Source organism: Pseudoalteromonas citrea, from assembly GCF_000238375.3.
Taxonomy (GTDB): domain Bacteria; phylum Pseudomonadota; class Gammaproteobacteria; order Enterobacterales; family Alteromonadaceae; genus Pseudoalteromonas; species Pseudoalteromonas citrea.
In genome coordinates, this window is the sequence record NZ_AHBZ03000014.1 from 852,032 (window position 1) to 868,559 (window position 16,528).

12 protein-coding genes and 1 rRNA gene are annotated in these 16,528 nt (G+C 42.5%); 2 read left to right on the plus strand and 11 right to left on the minus strand.

Annotated features, from left to right (window positions below; genetic code table 11):
• Positions 1-196: 196 nt before the first annotated feature.
• From PCIT_RS07075 to PCIT_RS07085, 3 genes are all read right to left on the minus strand, one after another.
• Positions 197-1,736 (minus strand): 16S ribosomal RNA (locus PCIT_RS07075).
• Between the two features lie 683 nt (positions 1,737-2,419).
• Positions 2,420-3,277: a tetratricopeptide repeat protein gene (locus tag PCIT_RS07080; protein WP_010365924.1), complete on the minus strand. Its 858-nt coding sequence runs from the start codon at positions 3,275-3,277 to the stop codon at positions 2,420-2,422.
• A gap of 58 nt (positions 3,278-3,335) precedes the next feature.
• Positions 3,336-5,249 carry a DNA topoisomerase III gene (locus PCIT_RS07085; protein WP_010365922.1) on the minus strand — a complete coding sequence of 638 codons (1,914 nt, stop codon included), beginning with the start codon at positions 5,247-5,249 and terminating at the stop codon, positions 3,336-3,338.
• Positions 5,250-5,625: 376 nt separating this feature from the next.
• Here PCIT_RS07085 and PCIT_RS07090 point away from each other — a divergent pair, with 376 nt between their 5' ends.
• Both PCIT_RS07090 and PCIT_RS07095 read left to right on the plus strand, forming a co-directional pair.
• The gene (locus PCIT_RS07090) at positions 5,626-5,883 is read left to right on the plus strand and encodes a helix-turn-helix domain-containing protein (protein ID WP_010365919.1); all 258 of its coding nucleotides are present in this window, start codon (positions 5,626-5,628) and stop codon (positions 5,881-5,883) included.
• Positions 5,884-6,101: 218 nt separating this feature from the next.
• Positions 6,102-6,701, plus strand: a complete 600-nt coding sequence (locus tag PCIT_RS07095) for a hypothetical protein (RefSeq protein WP_010365916.1) — start codon at positions 6,102-6,104, stop codon at positions 6,699-6,701.
• A 336-nt stretch (positions 6,702-7,037) separates the two neighbouring features.
• Here the strand turns inward: PCIT_RS07095 and PCIT_RS07100 are convergent, their stop codons facing one another.
• The 8 genes from PCIT_RS07100 to PCIT_RS07135 form a co-directional block, all read right to left on the minus strand.
• Complete coding sequence (locus PCIT_RS07100; RefSeq protein WP_010365915.1) at positions 7,038-9,155, minus strand: methyl-accepting chemotaxis protein; 2,118 nt, start codon at positions 9,153-9,155, stop codon at positions 7,038-7,040.
• Positions 9,156-9,353: 198 nt separating this feature from the next.
• Positions 9,354-9,686 (minus strand): Na+/H+ antiporter subunit G, encoded by a 333-nt coding sequence (locus tag PCIT_RS07105; protein WP_010365914.1) that lies wholly within the window; start codon positions 9,684-9,686, stop codon positions 9,354-9,356.
• 8 nt (positions 9,687-9,694) lie between these two features.
• Positions 9,695-9,964, minus strand: a complete 270-nt coding sequence (locus PCIT_RS07110) for a K+/H+ antiporter subunit F (RefSeq protein ID WP_010365913.1) — start codon at positions 9,962-9,964, stop codon at positions 9,695-9,697.
• Positions 9,958-10,494 (minus strand): Na+/H+ antiporter subunit E, encoded by a 537-nt coding sequence (locus PCIT_RS07115; protein ID WP_010365912.1) that lies wholly within the window; start codon positions 10,492-10,494, stop codon positions 9,958-9,960. The genes PCIT_RS07110 and PCIT_RS07115 overlap by 7 nt, the downstream gene beginning before the upstream one ends.
• Positions 10,495-12,012 (minus strand): monovalent cation/H+ antiporter subunit D, encoded by a 1,518-nt coding sequence (locus tag PCIT_RS07120; RefSeq protein ID WP_010365911.1) that lies wholly within the window; start codon positions 12,010-12,012, stop codon positions 10,495-10,497. It lies immediately after the preceding gene.
• Positions 12,009-12,356, minus strand: a complete 348-nt coding sequence (locus PCIT_RS07125; RefSeq protein WP_010365909.1) for a Na+/H+ antiporter subunit C — start codon at positions 12,354-12,356, stop codon at positions 12,009-12,011. Before PCIT_RS07125 ends, PCIT_RS07120 begins: the two co-directional genes overlap by 4 nt.
• Positions 12,356-15,148, minus strand: a complete 2,793-nt coding sequence (locus PCIT_RS07130; RefSeq protein ID WP_010365907.1) for a monovalent cation/H+ antiporter subunit A — start codon at positions 15,146-15,148, stop codon at positions 12,356-12,358. Before PCIT_RS07130 ends, PCIT_RS07125 begins: the two co-directional genes overlap by 1 nt.
• Positions 15,149-15,412: 264 nt before the next feature.
• A complete protein-coding gene (locus tag PCIT_RS07135) occupies positions 15,413-16,498 on the minus strand; it encodes a hypothetical protein (RefSeq protein WP_157592756.1) in 1,086 nt (361 codons plus the stop codon).
• Positions 16,499-16,528 lie beyond the last annotated feature (30 nt).

Here is a 16,528-nt window from a genome sequence, read left to right on the forward strand (position 1 = left end):
TAGATGCTAATTAATCAATGATTAATTGGCATTGTTTTACTTTTGAAAACTCTTTATAGATACGAATATCTATAAGAATTTATTTATCAGCTTTTCCAAATTTTTAAAGAGCAATATTAATTAGTTAATCCCTTAGGATAAAACTAACTAACAATCATCTGTGTGGACACTACGAACAAATAAGTTCTAAATCGTATAAGGAGGTGATCCAGCCCCAGGTTCCCCTAGGGCTACCTTGTTACGACTTCACCCCAGTCATGAATCACTCCGTGGTAAGCGCCCTCCCTAAGGTTAAGCTACCTACTTCTGGAGCAACCCACTCCCATGGTGTGACGGGCGGTGTGTACAAGGCCCGGGAACGTATTCACCGCGGCATTCTGATCCGCGATTACTAGCGATTCCGACTTCATGGAGTCGAGTTGCAGACTCCAATCCGGACTACGACGCACTTTAAGTGATTCGCTAACCTTCGCAGGCTCGCAGCACTCTGTATGCGCCATTGTAGCACGTGTGTAGCCCTACACGTAAGGGCCATGATGACTTGACGTCGTCCCCACCTTCCTCCGGTTTATCACCGGCAGTCTCCTTAGAGTTCCCACCATTATGTGCTGGCAACTAAGGATAGGGGTTGCGCTCGTTGCGGGACTTAACCCAACATCTCACAACACGAGCTGACGACAGCCATGCAGCACCTGTATCAGAGTTCCCGAAGGCACCAAACTATCTCTAGTAAGTTCTCTGTATGTCAAGTGTAGGTAAGGTTCTTCGCGTTGCATCGAATTAAACCACATGCTCCACCGCTTGTGCGGGCCCCCGTCAATTCATTTGAGTTTTAACCTTGCGGCCGTACTCCCCAGGCGGTCTACTTAATGCGTTAGCTTTGAAAAAGTTGTCCGAAGACCCCAGCTTCTAGTAGACATCGTTTACGGCGTGGACTACCGGGGTATCTAATCCCGTTTGCTCCCCACGCTTTCGTACATGAGCGTCAGTGTTGACCCAGGTGGCTGCCTTCGCCATCGGTATTCCTTCAGATCTCTACGCATTTCACCGCTACACCTGAAATTCTACCACCCTCTATCACACTCTAGTCTGCCAGTTCGAAATGCAGTTCCCAGGTTGAGCCCGGGGCTTTCACATCTCGCTTAACAAACCGCCTGCGTACGCTTTACGCCCAGTAATTCCGATTAACGCTCGCACCCTCCGTATTACCGCGGCTGCTGGCACGGAGTTAGCCGGTGCTTCTTCTGTCAGTAACGTCACAGCTAGCAGCTATTAACTACTAACCTTTCCTCCTGACTGAAAGTGCTTTACAACCCGAAGGCCTTCTTCACACACGCGGCATGGCTGCATCAGGCTTGCGCCCATTGTGCAATATTCCCCACTGCTGCCTCCCGTAGGAGTCTGGACCGTGTCTCAGTTCCAGTGTGGCTGATCATCCTCTCAAACCAGCTAGGGATCGTTGCCTTGGTAAGCCATTACCTTACCAACTAGCTAATCCCACTTGGGCTAATCTCTTGGCGTGAGGCCCGAAGGTCCCCCACTTTGGTCCGTAGACGTTATGCGGTATTAGCAGTCGTTTCCAACTGTTGTCCCCCACCAAAAGGCATATTCCCAAGCATTACTCACCCGTCCGCCGCTCGTCAGCAGATAGCAAGCTATCTCTGTTACCGCTCGACTTGCATGTGTTAGGCCTGCCGCCAGCGTTCAATCTGAGCCATGATCAAACTCTTCAATTAAAAGTTTTGTTGAAACCGAAGTTTCGTGCTCATTGAATTCTGATTTTGTTCTTGTTGCCAAGAACGAATTGACTGTGCACTATTATTTTTACTTTTAAAAAAGTAAATTAAAACCAGCTCAAGGCTGAATCTATTAATAGCTTATGGTCACTCAGTTCAATTGAGACTCTAAATTTTTTGCGTTGCTTCAATCTAAGAAAGAAGATTCGCTGTTAGAACTCAATCTGTACGAGTGCCCACACAGATGATTGCTTCATATTTTTAAAGAACATTGCGAAGATTAAGCGCTTTGCTTTATCTCGCTAGGGCTGCGAACTTTACGCTTTCCTATTTTTTTGTCAACACTTAAAGTTAAAAGTTTTTAAATTTAAGTTTTACTTGACGCTAACTCGTTTCAATTTGCTTTTCAGCGTGTTGCTCCGTGTCAGTGGGGTCGCATTATAGGGAGATGCAGAAAAAGCGCAAGCGTTTATTTCAATAAAATTACAAAAACATGCACTTCGCTTAAAAAGCATACCAAACACCTCAAAAAAGACAGAAAAAGTAACAGTAACGTCATATTTCTAGCTACTTTTCTTGCGAGGGAAGTTAAGTATTGTCTATATTTAGCAATACGCAAACATAAAAAGCAAAAAAGCCGTTAATTCTCATTAACGGCTTTTATATCTGAACTCATGTTACGACTAATATAACAAGCTATACAATTTCCTGCGGTAGGTTGCCGCCAGCGCATCACCATCAGGTAAAGAAACGACTATATCTAAATACTGTTTTTTAGCGTCACCAAAGTTTAAATCTTTTCTTAGTACACTAAACAGCAACTCAAGCGCTTGCTCTTTTTTGCCCGTATCATTAAATAGTGAGGCTAGCTCTACTTTAATGTCGTTATTATCAGGTTCTGCTTCTAACGCTTTGCTCAGAGTTTGGATTTCAGGAGACTCTTGCGCTTGCAGTGCTTGTGCTAGTTTAGCCACTAAGTTTTGGTAATATGCATCACGCTCTTCTTCTAAAATGCTATCAAGCAATGCTTGACCGTCATCTAGCTTCTGGATCTGAATGCAGATATCTGCCAATACCAATTTAACCCGCGAATTAGTTGGGTCTATTTCATACGCTTGCTTTGCAAAATTAAAGGCACTGTTTTGGTCATCACTTTGCAGTGCCTGCTTTGCTTGATCTAACAAAAGCATCTCAGGCTTTGGTAAATGGTTGGCAAGCGCCTTTTTTATGTCTTCTTCCGTTTGTGCACCCGGCAGCATTTCTACAGGCGCACCATTTTTTAGCATGACTAATGTAGGTAAAGCTTGTAAGTTTATTTGCTGCGCTAATTGACCTGCTAATGCTTGTTGTAAATCGCAGTCTACCGTCGCAACAATAATATGGTCGGTATAAGTCACAGCTAGATTAGTCAAAATTGACGCTTGGGCAACACAATCAGGGTTTTGTCCGCTGAAGAAAGTAAGCAGTATTAGTTTTTCTTGGTTTTGCTCACCCAATGTCTGTTGAATATTTTCAGGCGTTAATTGAATTTGGTTACTCATATTTGCTTTCTGTGATGTATTTTCTTCTTATATAGTGGCAAAAATCTTATTTACAAGCTTAACTTTTTGCCTTTGTACGCTTTCGAGTTTTACGCTTAAATGTTCGTGGTTTAGACAGCCCTTTCAAATTCGGGTTATTTGCGACCTTTGCATCACTGACAAATTCACCCAGTTGAGACAATAAAGGGTCCATAAACATTTGATAAGTACATTCCTTATTGGCTATTTGTGCAAGATGAGACTCCCATAACGCGGTTCTATCAGGCAGCGTGAGTGATTCAGGTAACATGGCTATCATTGCTTGCCCTAGCTCTGTCGATCTGATCTGTTTGGCATTGCGAGCTAAAAACCCACGCTTAAATAGCAGTTCGATAATACCTGCACGTGTGGCCTCTGTGCCTAAGCCATCGGTTTCTTTTAATATCTTTTTAACGTCTTTGTCTTTTACATAACGACTTATCCCCGTCATCGCTGCCAACAGTGTTGCATCGGTATAATACTGAGGTGGCTGAGTATGCTTTTCTTGTATTTGGGCATCATGACAATGTAAACGCTGCCCTTTTACCAAAGGCGGTAAATAAGTAGATAAGTTATCCTCATCATCACGGGCTTTACCAAACAATACTTTAAAACCAATCTCATTAACTTGTTTTGCCTTCGCGATGAACAACCCACCAACTATCATAATTTCAGCTTTGGTTTCATCATAGCTAAACGCAGGGTAAAACTGTGCTAAATATTGTCTGCTGATCAGGCCGTATACTTGTTGCTCTTGATGGCCAAGCTGCGCGGACTTCAACTTTTTACTAGTCGGGATAATGGCGTGGTGTGCAGCGACTTTTTTGTCATTCCAGCATTTTGATTTCAACGACAGGTTAGCTGCATCCACTTTAGATTGCTCACACCCGTTATTATTTACCATTGCTGCCACGACCGCTTCTCTTTCTTTATAATGCGCCACTGGTAAATATCGGTTATCAGAACGAGGATACGTAATAAGTTTGTGTTTTTCATATAGGCTTTGGCACACGTCAAGCACCTGTTTAGCTGACATACCAAACGCTTTACTGGCATCTATTTGTAATGCTGATAAGTTATACGGTAAAGGTGCAAGCTGCTTTTTAGGCTTTTTCTCAATCGCAGTGACTTCACCTTCTTGATCTTTTATGCGCGCGGCCACATTTTCAGCAAGCCCTTTGACTAGTACACGTTTTTCTTCATCCATATAGGGCGCACACGCGTCACTGGGCTGCCACTTGGCACAGAAGCGGCTCTTATCTTGCGTCTGTAAATGTGCAAAAACCTCATAAAATGGTTTTGATACAAACTCTGCAATTTCTGCATCTCTTCTCACCACTAAACCAAGTACGGGCGTTTGTACTCGCCCTACAGACAACACGCCTTGATACCCTGACTTTTGACCTGCAAGAGTATAAGCACGTGTTAGGTTCATACCATATAACCAATCAGCTCTGGCTCTGGCAAGGGCAGATACACTCAACGGCACAAAGTTTTGATTCGACTGCTGAGTATTGAGCGCTTTTTTAACCGCTTGAATATTTAAGTCACTAATCAGCAACCTTTGCGTCGTTTGTTTTTGTCGTTCAGATAGCCCGACATATTGCAGTACTTCATCCACAAGCAACTGCCCTTCTCTATCCGGATCGCCCGCGTGCACAATCGTCTGTGCCTTTTTTATCAGCTTTTTAAGAACACCAAGCTGCTTTTTGGTATTTGCCTTGGCTTTAAATTGCCACTCAGTTGGTATGATAGGTAAGTCTTGATGTTGCCATTTTTTATACTTAGGGTCGTAGTCGTCCGGCTGCGCTTGTTCAAGTAAGTGGCCAATACACCATGAAACAATACTGCCATCGCTGGTTTCAATAAAGCCGTCTTGCTTTTTATGTGGCTTGGGCAATGCATCAGCTATCGCTCTGCCTAACGATGGTTTTTCAGCAATATAAAGTTTCATGTGTGTCTTAATATAGAATAACTGTATAAATTAACAGTTATTCTAAGCCAAGTTTGCGGTAGATTCCAGCTTTGAGGCTCACGCCAGTTATTTTGATGATTTATCAATCTTATTGATCGGCCTAATATAGGGTTTTATCCTAATTGCTCTTTTGCTTCATAAATCTACTAACCACTTAGGTATTAAAAACTGACTGCTTTGAACAGCGCTAAAAGCACCTATATGATCATTAAACGAACTTTTTTACTCTAACTTAACGTTATAGCTGCACGAAATGTAAACACAATGTTTACTTTTCCTGTATTTGTAAATATCATGTCGACATAGAATGTGGGAGACCACCTCTTTTCTATCTATTAATAAAAAGGATAAGGATGTGATAAATGGAGATGATCTGCGGGCTATGAGAGTAAATGCGGCCATTTCTCAAGAGAAAATGGCTAAAAAGCTCGACTGTGATAGAAAAACCATCATTAATTATGAGCTTGGTGTAAGTGATATTCGTTCAAAACAGCTTTTCATGTGGCTTGTATATTGTAAGATAGACTCAGGATCACTGCTAAACGAAATTAAACAAATTCGTGATCAAGTGAATAGTACCAAAACCTCACGCTTACAGGATGAAGAACAATGAGACCTAGCCAGAAACTAAATACTTTTAGCTCTATGATTTTTTTAATGAAGAAAAATGACATACTGCATAAAAATTCTGATAAATATACTCTTTCGAGTGAGGAGAGTGCTTTTGTTTCAGGTGGAACAGTACCCGTTAAGGTTCCTAGAGCAGTGGCATTAGAGCCTCGCTTTATTAATGCACTCATAGTTACTAGTGATGACTCATAAGGATAGAGAATGAAACTTTCCCACTTAATTTTGTTCAGTATTGCCTCAATTGCAGTTTTCTACATACAACTTTGGGATGATAGTATTGTCACCCCTTTGCATTTGTCGTTATTAGCCATATGTCTCGCCTATGCCATCTACATAAAAAATATTAATATGGCGCATATTGCTGGGTTTATTTTACTCATTACAGGAGTAAACCAAGCAGTATTTGAAATAGGCCTAGTAAATAGCATTACTCCTGATAGTAGTGCATTTTTACAAGGGTTACTCATTTATGGTACGAATTTATTATTTAGTTTTGTACTCGCCTCAGTACTAATTTTTAGAGTTCAGCTTTCTCGAAAAATCTCTCATTCAAAAAATATAGAGTTGACACATTTTGATGGTATATTTCATTGGGTATTTATTTATATAGCGATAATCAACTTTTTAATTCTATTAGAACATTTGGCTTATGTTCTTTTTGACTTGAAATCTTGGACCTTTATTTATGACAACTTTGAAGGGCTTGTGTACATTGCGTGGGCTGTTAGCTGTGGTGCATTACTGACTATGATGATTTGTTCTTCTAAAGACAACCGTCGAGATGAAGCCGGCGCTTTATAATAAATGGCGGTAATTGCCTACACTTAAGCAATTACTGCACCGTTAACCATCTCTATTTGATGTAAAGGCACTGTCATCATGGACCTGTCAGCCCGTTAAACATGCCTCAAGGTTTTACGGAAAAACCTTACTCAGTTATGTTACCTTCAAAAAAAAGCTCACACCACAACGCTTAGCCTATATGGCTGCATTAATAGCGAGAAAAGTGCTTACACTGCTTGTTTGCGTAGTGCTACGCGGCGAACTTAAAAATAACCAGCCCTACTACATCTCTACATCACTACATAAAGCAAGGCTGCATATTGCTATGCAGCCCGTTACGGTGTGGCAAGGATGCTACTTTGTTTTCAGTAAATTTAACTGTGTATGCTTTTGTTCAACAATTTCCGTCATAACGCTGGCGGCCTGTTCAACTTGATCAGCAAGTTCCGATAGCTCAGCGGCTGCATCTGCAATACTGGTGGTATTGGTGTTGATCTCTTCCGTTACCATGCTTTGCTCTTCTGCTGCTGTGGCAATTTGCGTTACTTCATTAGAAATACTGGTCAATGCGGCGACCATGGTGCTCATTGCCTGAGACGACTGCTGACAGTAATCAACCGCTTGCTCTCCATGCGCGACCGAACTTTCGATGATTTTCTCAGAGCTCCCCACTTCAAACGTTAAGTTATCAATCAATTTGCTGATATCGTCGGTTGATGCCTGTGTTTTTGAGGCAAGTGCCCTGACTTCATCAGCCACGACTGCAAAGCCACGCCCTTGCTCGCCAGCTCTTGCGGCTTCAATAGCGGCATTTAATGCCAGCAAGTTTGTTTGCTCTGCAATGGCCCTAATCACATCGAGTATTTTTGAAATATCACGACTTCGTTCCGCCACCTTGTTTATTGCTTGTTTCGCTTCAAGTACTTGAGAGGCCATTTCATGGACTGTTTCAGTTGTTTTTATAATGCCGGCTTCACTTTCTTGCACTTGCTTTGTGGCATCATTGGTACTACTTGCAGCTTGTTCAGACGAACGTGCAACCTCAGCCGCTGTGGCACTGAGCTCATTAATGGCGGTAACCACACTGTCTATTTCAATATGTTGGTTTGCGACTTTATTTTTAATGTTGATTGCCACTTCAGTGGTCGAAAATGATTGCTGGTAAGATTGCTCAGCCAGTAATTTTAAATCATCAATCATATTGCGCAGTTTATTGGTAAAGGCATTAAACCCTCTACCCAGTGCAATCAATTCAGCGTGTTCACTTACCTCGAGTTCATGAGTCAAATCTCCTTCACTTGAAGCTAAATTTTCTACTCTATGTTGAATATGGGTCAATGGCCTAATAACGGTATTCACTAAAATAACCGTAATAAACACGCCAATTCCCGCGATCACGAGGCCCACGAACATCATCCGACGACCCAATGCATCCGTTGATTCTTCAAGCTCTTGTGCCAGTAAATTGGCATTACTTAATACTACCGCTTTAGGTAATTCAATGACTAACGACCAAGTTGTGCTTGCCAGTGGAATATCAATGGCAACCGCGACGGCAATATCCTCTTCGAATTCAGAAAAACCTTGATTACGGTGTAACACTTTTAAATTGTTGGCTCGGGTTTTATTAATTGATTCGCTCAATGGCCTTGCTAGCTTTTGGTAGTGGCTAGAACCAACCACAAGCCCTAATTCACTTAATAAAGTCACCTTTGCTTGGCCATTATATAAAGAACGAGAAAGCTCATCGACAAGTTCTTGAAAAATCGGCAGGTTAACATCTACCCCAACAAGCCCTTTAAATGCCCCACCACTGTTTACTGGTACAGTTAATGACGTCATCATTGTTTGTGTACCTGAACTCACCTCATATAAATAAGGTTCCATAATACAGGGAGCATTTTTATCTCTTGCACATAAGTACCACTCGGCTTCACGTAGCCCAAACTCATTTCGTTTGTCTAAGTATTTATCACTTGCTGACGCAACTTGTTGCTGTGCTATACCTGATGCATCTTGTGTAAAATAGAGTTCAAATGTCCCGGCACCTACGACTGAATGAGAGGCTCCAGTACTATACTGATCATCTAACCCGTCATAGCCATTTCTTTCAAATTGTGCATACATGGATGACACAAGCTTATTCTGTGCTAGCGCACCAGAGATGGCAAGCTGCACACTCTCCCGTGTTAACGGCTTTTCGGCACTGGTGCTATTGAGTACACCCGCAAACGTATATGGGATGCGATAAGCTTCATTGATAAAGCCAGCAACTTTCTGCCCATAGAACTGGCTTTGAGCAGTCAAGTTTTGCCGTATTTCATTAAATAGAACTTCTTGAACACGTTTGTTCTGGGAGTTATTTTCTTCTTTTAGGTGCAACCAAGTAAAAACAGTCAAGGCTGAGACCATTACTGTAACTAATACTCCGACAAAAACCAGTAACTTACTGCGAATAGAAATATGCTTCATTGTTCACCTTAACACCATATATAAGTACAATTCGTAACTGAAAATAATAAATTATTTCAAGCATAGCAAGAGTTTAAGATACAAAAATGGAGAATGGTAGTTATTTACTACAAAGACACAATGATAAGAAATAAATCATGCACAACGGATATAAAAAAAGCGAGGCTTAGATCCTCGCTTTTTAACTGAAATTAAAGACTAGACGTCGTCTTCAATATTATCTTTTCCGGTGGTACGTTCTATGCTGTCGAGCTTATGGTGGATAGCTGACTTGATCAGCATATAGCCACTAATAGGCGCTGTAAGTAGCAAGAAAATTGAAATCAATATTTCCTTTACACTTAAACCTTCGCCAGTGGTACTAAAAAACACCATTGCCGCAGTCAACAAACTAGCCATACCCAACGTCGTTGCTTTTGTAGGCCCGTGTAAACGCATAAAAAAGTCGGGCATTTTTACCAAGCCAATCGACCCGACCAATACAAAACAACCACCAATCAACAGCAGTATTGAAATGATATATTCAGCCATACTTGCCTCTATTCTATAATATCACCGCGCAGTAAGTATTTACATACTGCAACCGTGCTAACAAAACCTAACATCGCAATAAGTAGCGCTGCCTCAAAGTACAACGCCGTGCCCATGCTCATACCATATAAAATGATCAGCGCAATGCTATTAATATACATGGTATCTAACGCCAAGATCCTATCGGGTACTGAAGGACCAACCACTAAGCGCCATAAGTTAAGCAATAACGAGATCCCTATCATAGCGAAAACAATTAAAATAACAGTTTCTAGCATTCAAAGATCTCCTTTAGCGGTGCTTCGTAGCGCTGCTTTATTGTTTTGATCAACGCGTCTTCGTCTTGTAAGTTCAACACATGGATCAGTAAATAACGTTGACTTGGATCTTCCCCTTCTGGCAGAGACTCTAACCAAGGGTAAACTTCTGCACTGACAGTACCAGGCGTTAAAGACACCGTACTCGCTAAAATCGTTATTGGCATACTGTGTGTTAAATCTAAGGGGACTTTAACAAACCCAGGGTTTAACTTTTTGGTTGGCCCTAGGATCAAAATAGCCACCTGTACATTTGCGGTAATAATATCATACAGAACCAATAGTAAATGGCGTAGCGCCAATCCAGGCTTCATGATCAACGGCTGTTTAGTACGAAATGGGTACGTTGCCAGTGGAATTAATATTGCCAATACCGCCCCTAAAATAATATGCCCCAAGGATAATGTGTTATTCAACAATAACCACACTACAAATAGCAGCAAACTACGAAATGGCGTTGGTAGCCAACTAAACCGTGCTTCTAAACGCATTTACTGACCTCCCTCTAAAATAGCCGATATGGTGCCTCTGAAATCATGCAACACCGTTGCCGCATTTAAAGCGTATTCACTTGCTTGACCGGCAAATATTGCCATTAGAGGCGCACTGGAAAGTAACACGATTAATGCAGCCAATTGAGCTGGATGAACGCGCTCTTGTTCATGACTATCATTGGTGTTGCCTTTATGATGCCAAAATACAGTACTACCCGCTTTTGAAATACCCACTAATAGCGCTAAGCTAGCTAATAAATATAACGGCCAAAATACAATGCCATATTCGCTGTTGAAAGTGGCTTTTAGTAACCAGATCTTAGCGATAAAGCCCGACAATGGCGGCATACCTATGGCAGCAACGGCGGCAATCACAAATCCAAAGCCGAGTAATATAGGCTGAGTTACGGGACGACCTACGGTGATCCTATCTGCGACTTTACCGCGTTGCCTACCTATGAGGTCAGCAAGTATAAATAATGCGGCTGTGACCATGGTTGAGTGCACTAAGTAATAGATTGCTGCGGCGCTGGCTTCGACGGTTTGCACCGCAACTAAAGCCACTAACGTCCCCACAGATACAATCACCAGATTGGCGACTAACTTACGTAAATCTTGGCTAGCTAATACGCCAATAGCACCCATAACAATGGTTGCCAATGCCAGCCACCAAAGCCAGCTTTGTGCCATATGACTCAGCTCGCCCGCTTCATCACCAAAAATTAGCGTGTAAACACGCATCATCGAATACACGCCCACTTTAGTCATAATCGCAAACATGGCTGCCACAACAGGCATCGCCGTTGCGTAAGTATTGGGTAACCACAGGTGTAAGGGTAAAAGTGCGCCTTTAAGTGCAAATACGACCAGTAATAATAAGCCACCAATCTTAGCAAGGTACACATCATCACCTTCTAAGAAGGTCACTTTTTGTGCCATATCAGCCATATTCAACGTACCGAGTACACCATACAGCACACCCAAAGCGATTAAGAAAATTGCAGAGCCAACCAAGTTCATAATCACATACTGAAGCGCAGCACGCGTATTACGCTTATCACCACCATGCATCAACAATGAGTATGATGCGATAAGGAGCACTTCAAAAAATACGAATAAATTAAACGCATCTCCCGTCAAAAATGCACCGTTTACACCCAGTAATAAAAAATGAAGTAGTGGATGAAAAAAGCTTCCTTTTTCATCATCTCCGGCACATGCATAGAGCGCACAGACGGTACATAATATACTGGTCAAAGACACCAATAAGGTAGAGAGTGGATCAGCCACTAACACGATGCCGAAAGGCGCGGACCAATCACCGATGGCGTATACCGCTGTTCCGTGCTGTTGAACTTGTAATAATAGTGCTATTGATACACATGATGTGATCAAGCCCAACACAACCGAAGCGATACGACGTATAGCCACATTTTTACCACAAGGTGGCATCAGTAAAATAACTCCTGCCAACATCGGCAGTAAAACAGGTAAAGATGTCAAATGCTGGATCATGCTTTGCCCTTTTTATCTTTATCAGGAACCTGACCATTAACATGGTCATTTCCTAAATCTGCTCGGCCACGGATCGCTAAAATAACGACAAATGCGGTCATCGCAAAACCAATTACAATTGCGGTTAAAACCAATGCTTGAGGCAATGGATCAGCATAATCTGTGCTATAGCCTAATACTGCAGCTTGATTTAAGCTCAGTCTGCCTGATGAAAATAGAAATAAATTCACCGCATACGACAGCATAGTTAAACCCAAAACTACGGGGAATGTGCGTGAGCGCAAAATCAAAAACACGCCGCACGCAACCAATAAACCCACGCAAGATGCATATAATAATTCCATTAGACTTTCACCTCATCTTTATGTGCACTTGCAGTCAACTTACCTAAACTTGCAAGGATCATTAACGTGGCACCAACTACGGTAATATAAACCCCTAAGTCAAACACCAATGCACTCGCAAGCTCAATTTCACCAATCAGTGGAATATCAAAATATTCAAACCACGTGGTCATAAATGGACGACCAAAGGCCCAGCTTCCTACCCCCGTGAATAGTGCGATGGCGATACCTGAGGCAATAATTTTGCGGTAGTTAATCGTCAAGCGCTCTGCTATCCAATTCGACCCATGGGCAATGTACTGCAATATAAATGCAATCGCGGTTACTAAACCGGCAATAAACCCACCGCCAGGTAAGTTATGGCCTCGCAGGAAAATATAAAATGACACTAACAACGCCAAAGGTAATAGCGATTGTGAAATACTGGCAAGCAATAATGGATAACGCTCTTTCGCCCAAGGGCGGCCTTCACTGTCACTGCCTGGCATAAATAGTGGCAAGTTAACTAGCAGCTTATAAATCCCCAATGCAGCAATACCCAGCACACAAATTTCACCTAAGGTATCAAAACCACGGAAGTCGACCAAGATAACATTCACGACATTAGTCCCGCCGCCGCCCGTTTTGGCATTCGCTAGGAAGAAATCTGAGATAGACTCAAGTGGTCGTGTGATCAGCGCATAACAAATACTGCCCACTACCACACCGATGGCAGAGGCAATACCGAGGTCACGTAATACGCGTATTGAGCTTGATTCTTTTGGCGAACGCTGTGGTAAAAAGAACAATGCCAACATTAAGAGTATAATGGTGACTACTTCTACCGTAAGCTGTGTCAATGCGAGATCCGGCGCTGAGAAGCGTGTAAATGCCACCGAGACCATCAAGCCAACGACTGAAATCATGAGCAGCGACACCATACGTGAGCGATGCCATATTACCGTACCGATTGCACCAATCATCAATAGTGCGGCACCAATGCCATTATGAATATCAACTGGCGTAGGTTGTTTACCTCCGACCAACTGACTCATTTCAAACAACGGCCAACCAGCACTAATAAGCACCACGACCAACATCAACATTAAATAACGCTGTAACGAGCCATTTTCGATGGCACTGATCTTACGCTGACACCACTTAATCATCACATATACGCTACCATCAAATGCTTTTTTAGCATTAAGCGGCGGGAGTGACGCTTGAAATTGGAACAAATATTTACGCTGAGTATAAATTAGCAAACCACCACATACTGCAATCGCACTCATCAGCAGCGGTAAATTAAACCCATGCCAAATGGCAATTTTAAACTCAGGGACATATCCGCCAAGTACCGCTGTCGATGCAGCTTGTAAAATTCCATCTACAACAAAATGCGGGAACATACCCACAACCAAACATAAGGCCACAAGTACTTCAATAGGAATACGCATATAACGCGGCGGCTCGCTGGGCTCTTTCGGTAACCCTACCGGCTCACCATTGAAGAATACATCGTGAATAAATCGTGCAGAGTAAGCAACTGAGAATGCTGCAGCAACGGTCGCCAATACTGGCACTAACCAAGACATAGACCCTAATAACTGCTGATGGAGTGTTTCAGCAAAGAACATTTCTTTAGATAAGAAACCATTCAAGAGCGGTACACCTGCCATCGCGGCTGCCGCAACCATCGCAAGGGTGGCTGTGTAGGGCATAAATCGCCACATACCATTGAGCTTGCGCATATCTCGCGTGCCCGTTTCATGGTCGATAATACCGGTCGCCATAAACAACGACGCTTTAAAGGTTGCATGGTTAATAATATGGAAAATAGCCGCCACAGTTGCAAGCTCTGTATCTAAACCAAAGAGCAAGGTAATTAACCCTAGGTGGCTAATTGTTGAATAAGCTAGCAGCCCTTTTAAGTCATGTTTAAACAGTGCTACGTATGCTGCAAACAGCAATGTCGCAAGACCTGTTAAGCCAACTAAAATAAACCATAATTCAGTGCCTGCCAGTGCTGGGTAAAACCTTGCTAGCAGAAAAATACCCGCTTTTACCATTGTGGCTGAGTGTAAGTAAGCACTTACAGGTGTTGGTGCTGCCATCGCGTGTGGCAACCAAAAATGAAATGGGAACTGTGCTGACTTAGTAAAAGCACCTAATAGGACCAAAATAAGCGTGATTTCATACAGCGCGTGTGCTTGAATAATCTCTCGGCTTGCCAATATCGTATCTAAATCATAGCTGCCAACAATATCACCTAATAGCAATAAACCTGCTAGTAATGCTAAACCACCACCACCTGTGATGGTCAAGGCCATACGTGCGCCTTTACGGGCTTCTGATTTATGCCACCAATAGCTGATCAATAAAAATGAGCTAATACTGGTTAATTCCCAGAATAGCCATAGCTGCAAGACATTATTTGACATCACAATACCGAGCATTGCGGTCATAAATAGCATCAAATAAGCAAACAACTTAGGCATTGAATCTTTAGAGCTTAAATAATAACGGGTGTAGAAAATCACTAAGATCCCGATACCCAAAATCATAAAGACGAATAAAAGCGCCAACCCATCTAACCTAAATGATAAATTCAGGCCTAAGAGGGGCACCCATTCAGCACTATAACGGATCACCTCCCCGGCAAAGACCGCTGGGGCTAAATTCACTGTCATCGCAAGTGCAATAACTGGCATTAACAAGGTCAACCCAGTCGATTGATTACGTGTTAATTTACCCGTTAATGAAGAAATAATACTGCCGAATAAGGATAGCAAGGGTATCCAAAGCAAAGTCATAGAGTAAACCTTTTATTATTGCGTCGTCCAAGTACGACCATACACCATATTTAGTGCGCTGCTTCGTGTGGTGCGTGAAAGAAAACAACCGCCACTTTCACCACACAAAACTAACCATAGTTATACTGTATTAGTGTTTGAGTTGTCTATAGTTTCAGGTTCTAGCTGGTTCTATTTTAGACAAGATTAACAAACAATTCAGATATATTTCATATCTTATGAGAAATGTGTGCTAACTAGAATTACTCGGCCAAATCGTGGGTCTTACTTTTTCGCCCAACGCTTTGCGTGCTGTGCGTTAATGGCCTGTTGCCATAACCGCCGATACTGTTCTGTAAGTGGCCTCGTTTGATACTCCATAATGCTCCAACCCTCGCTAGGTTTGTAAGCTTGTAAAGCACCATAGTTGCACGTATTACTTTTCACCCACCCCTTGGGTGCATCGTTTAGCTCACCTACATACAAGTTAGGTGCATGACGCCCTGCACGCTGGCATAACCATTTGGCTTTTTGTTCGGGTACCGAGTATTCATCTTCAAAGCCACTAAAATGCATCAGTTCATGCATGAATACCGCATATTCGCTTTGTGTATTTAACGTCATCATATCACCGCGCACATTTGCGTTACCTTGACGCGTCATCATCACCGCTTTATCGCCTTGAGCTAGTAATTCTGGATAGGCTCGCTTAAGTGCTGCCACATCGCAGTAGGCAAACTGCGAATTATCCGGCGTGCACTGCATAGTATCACCAATGTATATCGGTTCACTAAAACAATAGCTCCAAACACTTGGCTCTGGGGCACTTGCATATCGAATTATAAACTCTTTTAATTTGCTAACAGCCGCTAAATGGTCCGTCAAAACGACCACTCGATTAATACACTCTCTCGCAAAGGTCACACTATCTAGCGGAGATAACATATTATGCGCGGCTAAACGTTCGCTATTAAATGCACTCGGCAGCACACCTCGATGCAAAGCTAGCCAGTCTAAATAATGCATCGGCAAAGGTCGCTTTAACGCAATCTGCGAAATTGCGTCAATATCTTGGGCTACTTTTAACAGTGCAACTAAGCGCGTCACCTGAGACTGTGACGCATGGTTTAAATAACGCTGCCAATAAACCCTACTTCGTGCATATAAACCTTGCCCAGCAAGCCGAACTGCCCATTCAAAAGCAATCTCGGGCTGCTCTAGTTTTGATAAAGAGCGAATGGTTGCATCTGGCAGTGCATGTAACACAACACGTGATTGTGCTTGATAAAATGAATGTGGATGCAGCGCTAAGAAAGCGGCTTGACTGTGTGAACTTAAAAGAAGGGGGTGATGGCCACTTTGGGCCATCAAAAACAAACAGCTTATAACGATTAAACTGTA

Coding starts and splice junctions, on each gene's coding strand:
- PCIT_RS07080 (WP_010365924.1), bottom strand. CDS start 3,277: ATGAGTAACCAAATTCAATTAACGCCTGAAAATATTCAACAGACATTG.
- PCIT_RS07085 (WP_010365922.1), bottom strand. CDS start 5,249: ATGAAACTTTATATTGCTGAAAAACCATCGTTAGGCAGAGCGATAGCT.
- PCIT_RS07095 (WP_010365916.1), top strand. CDS start 6,102: ATGAAACTTTCCCACTTAATTTTGTTCAGTATTGCCTCAATTGCAGTT.
- PCIT_RS07100 (WP_010365915.1), bottom strand. CDS start 9,155: ATGAAGCATATTTCTATTCGCAGTAAGTTACTGGTTTTTGTCGGAGTA.
- PCIT_RS07105 (WP_010365914.1), bottom strand. CDS start 9,686: ATGGCTGAATATATCATTTCAATACTGCTGTTGATTGGTGGTTGTTTT.
- PCIT_RS07110 (WP_010365913.1), bottom strand. CDS start 9,964: ATGCTAGAAACTGTTATTTTAATTGTTTTCGCTATGATAGGGATCTCG.
- PCIT_RS07115 (WP_010365912.1), bottom strand. CDS start 10,494: ATGCGTTTAGAAGCACGGTTTAGTTGGCTACCAACGCCATTTCGTAGT.
- PCIT_RS07120 (WP_010365911.1), bottom strand. CDS start 12,012: ATGATCCAGCATTTGACATCTTTACCTGTTTTACTGCCGATGTTGGCA.
- PCIT_RS07125 (WP_010365909.1), bottom strand. CDS start 12,356: ATGGAATTATTATATGCATCTTGCGTGGGTTTATTGGTTGCGTGCGGC.
- PCIT_RS07130 (WP_010365907.1), bottom strand. CDS start 15,148: ATGACTTTGCTTTGGATACCCTTGCTATCCTTATTCGGCAGTATTATT.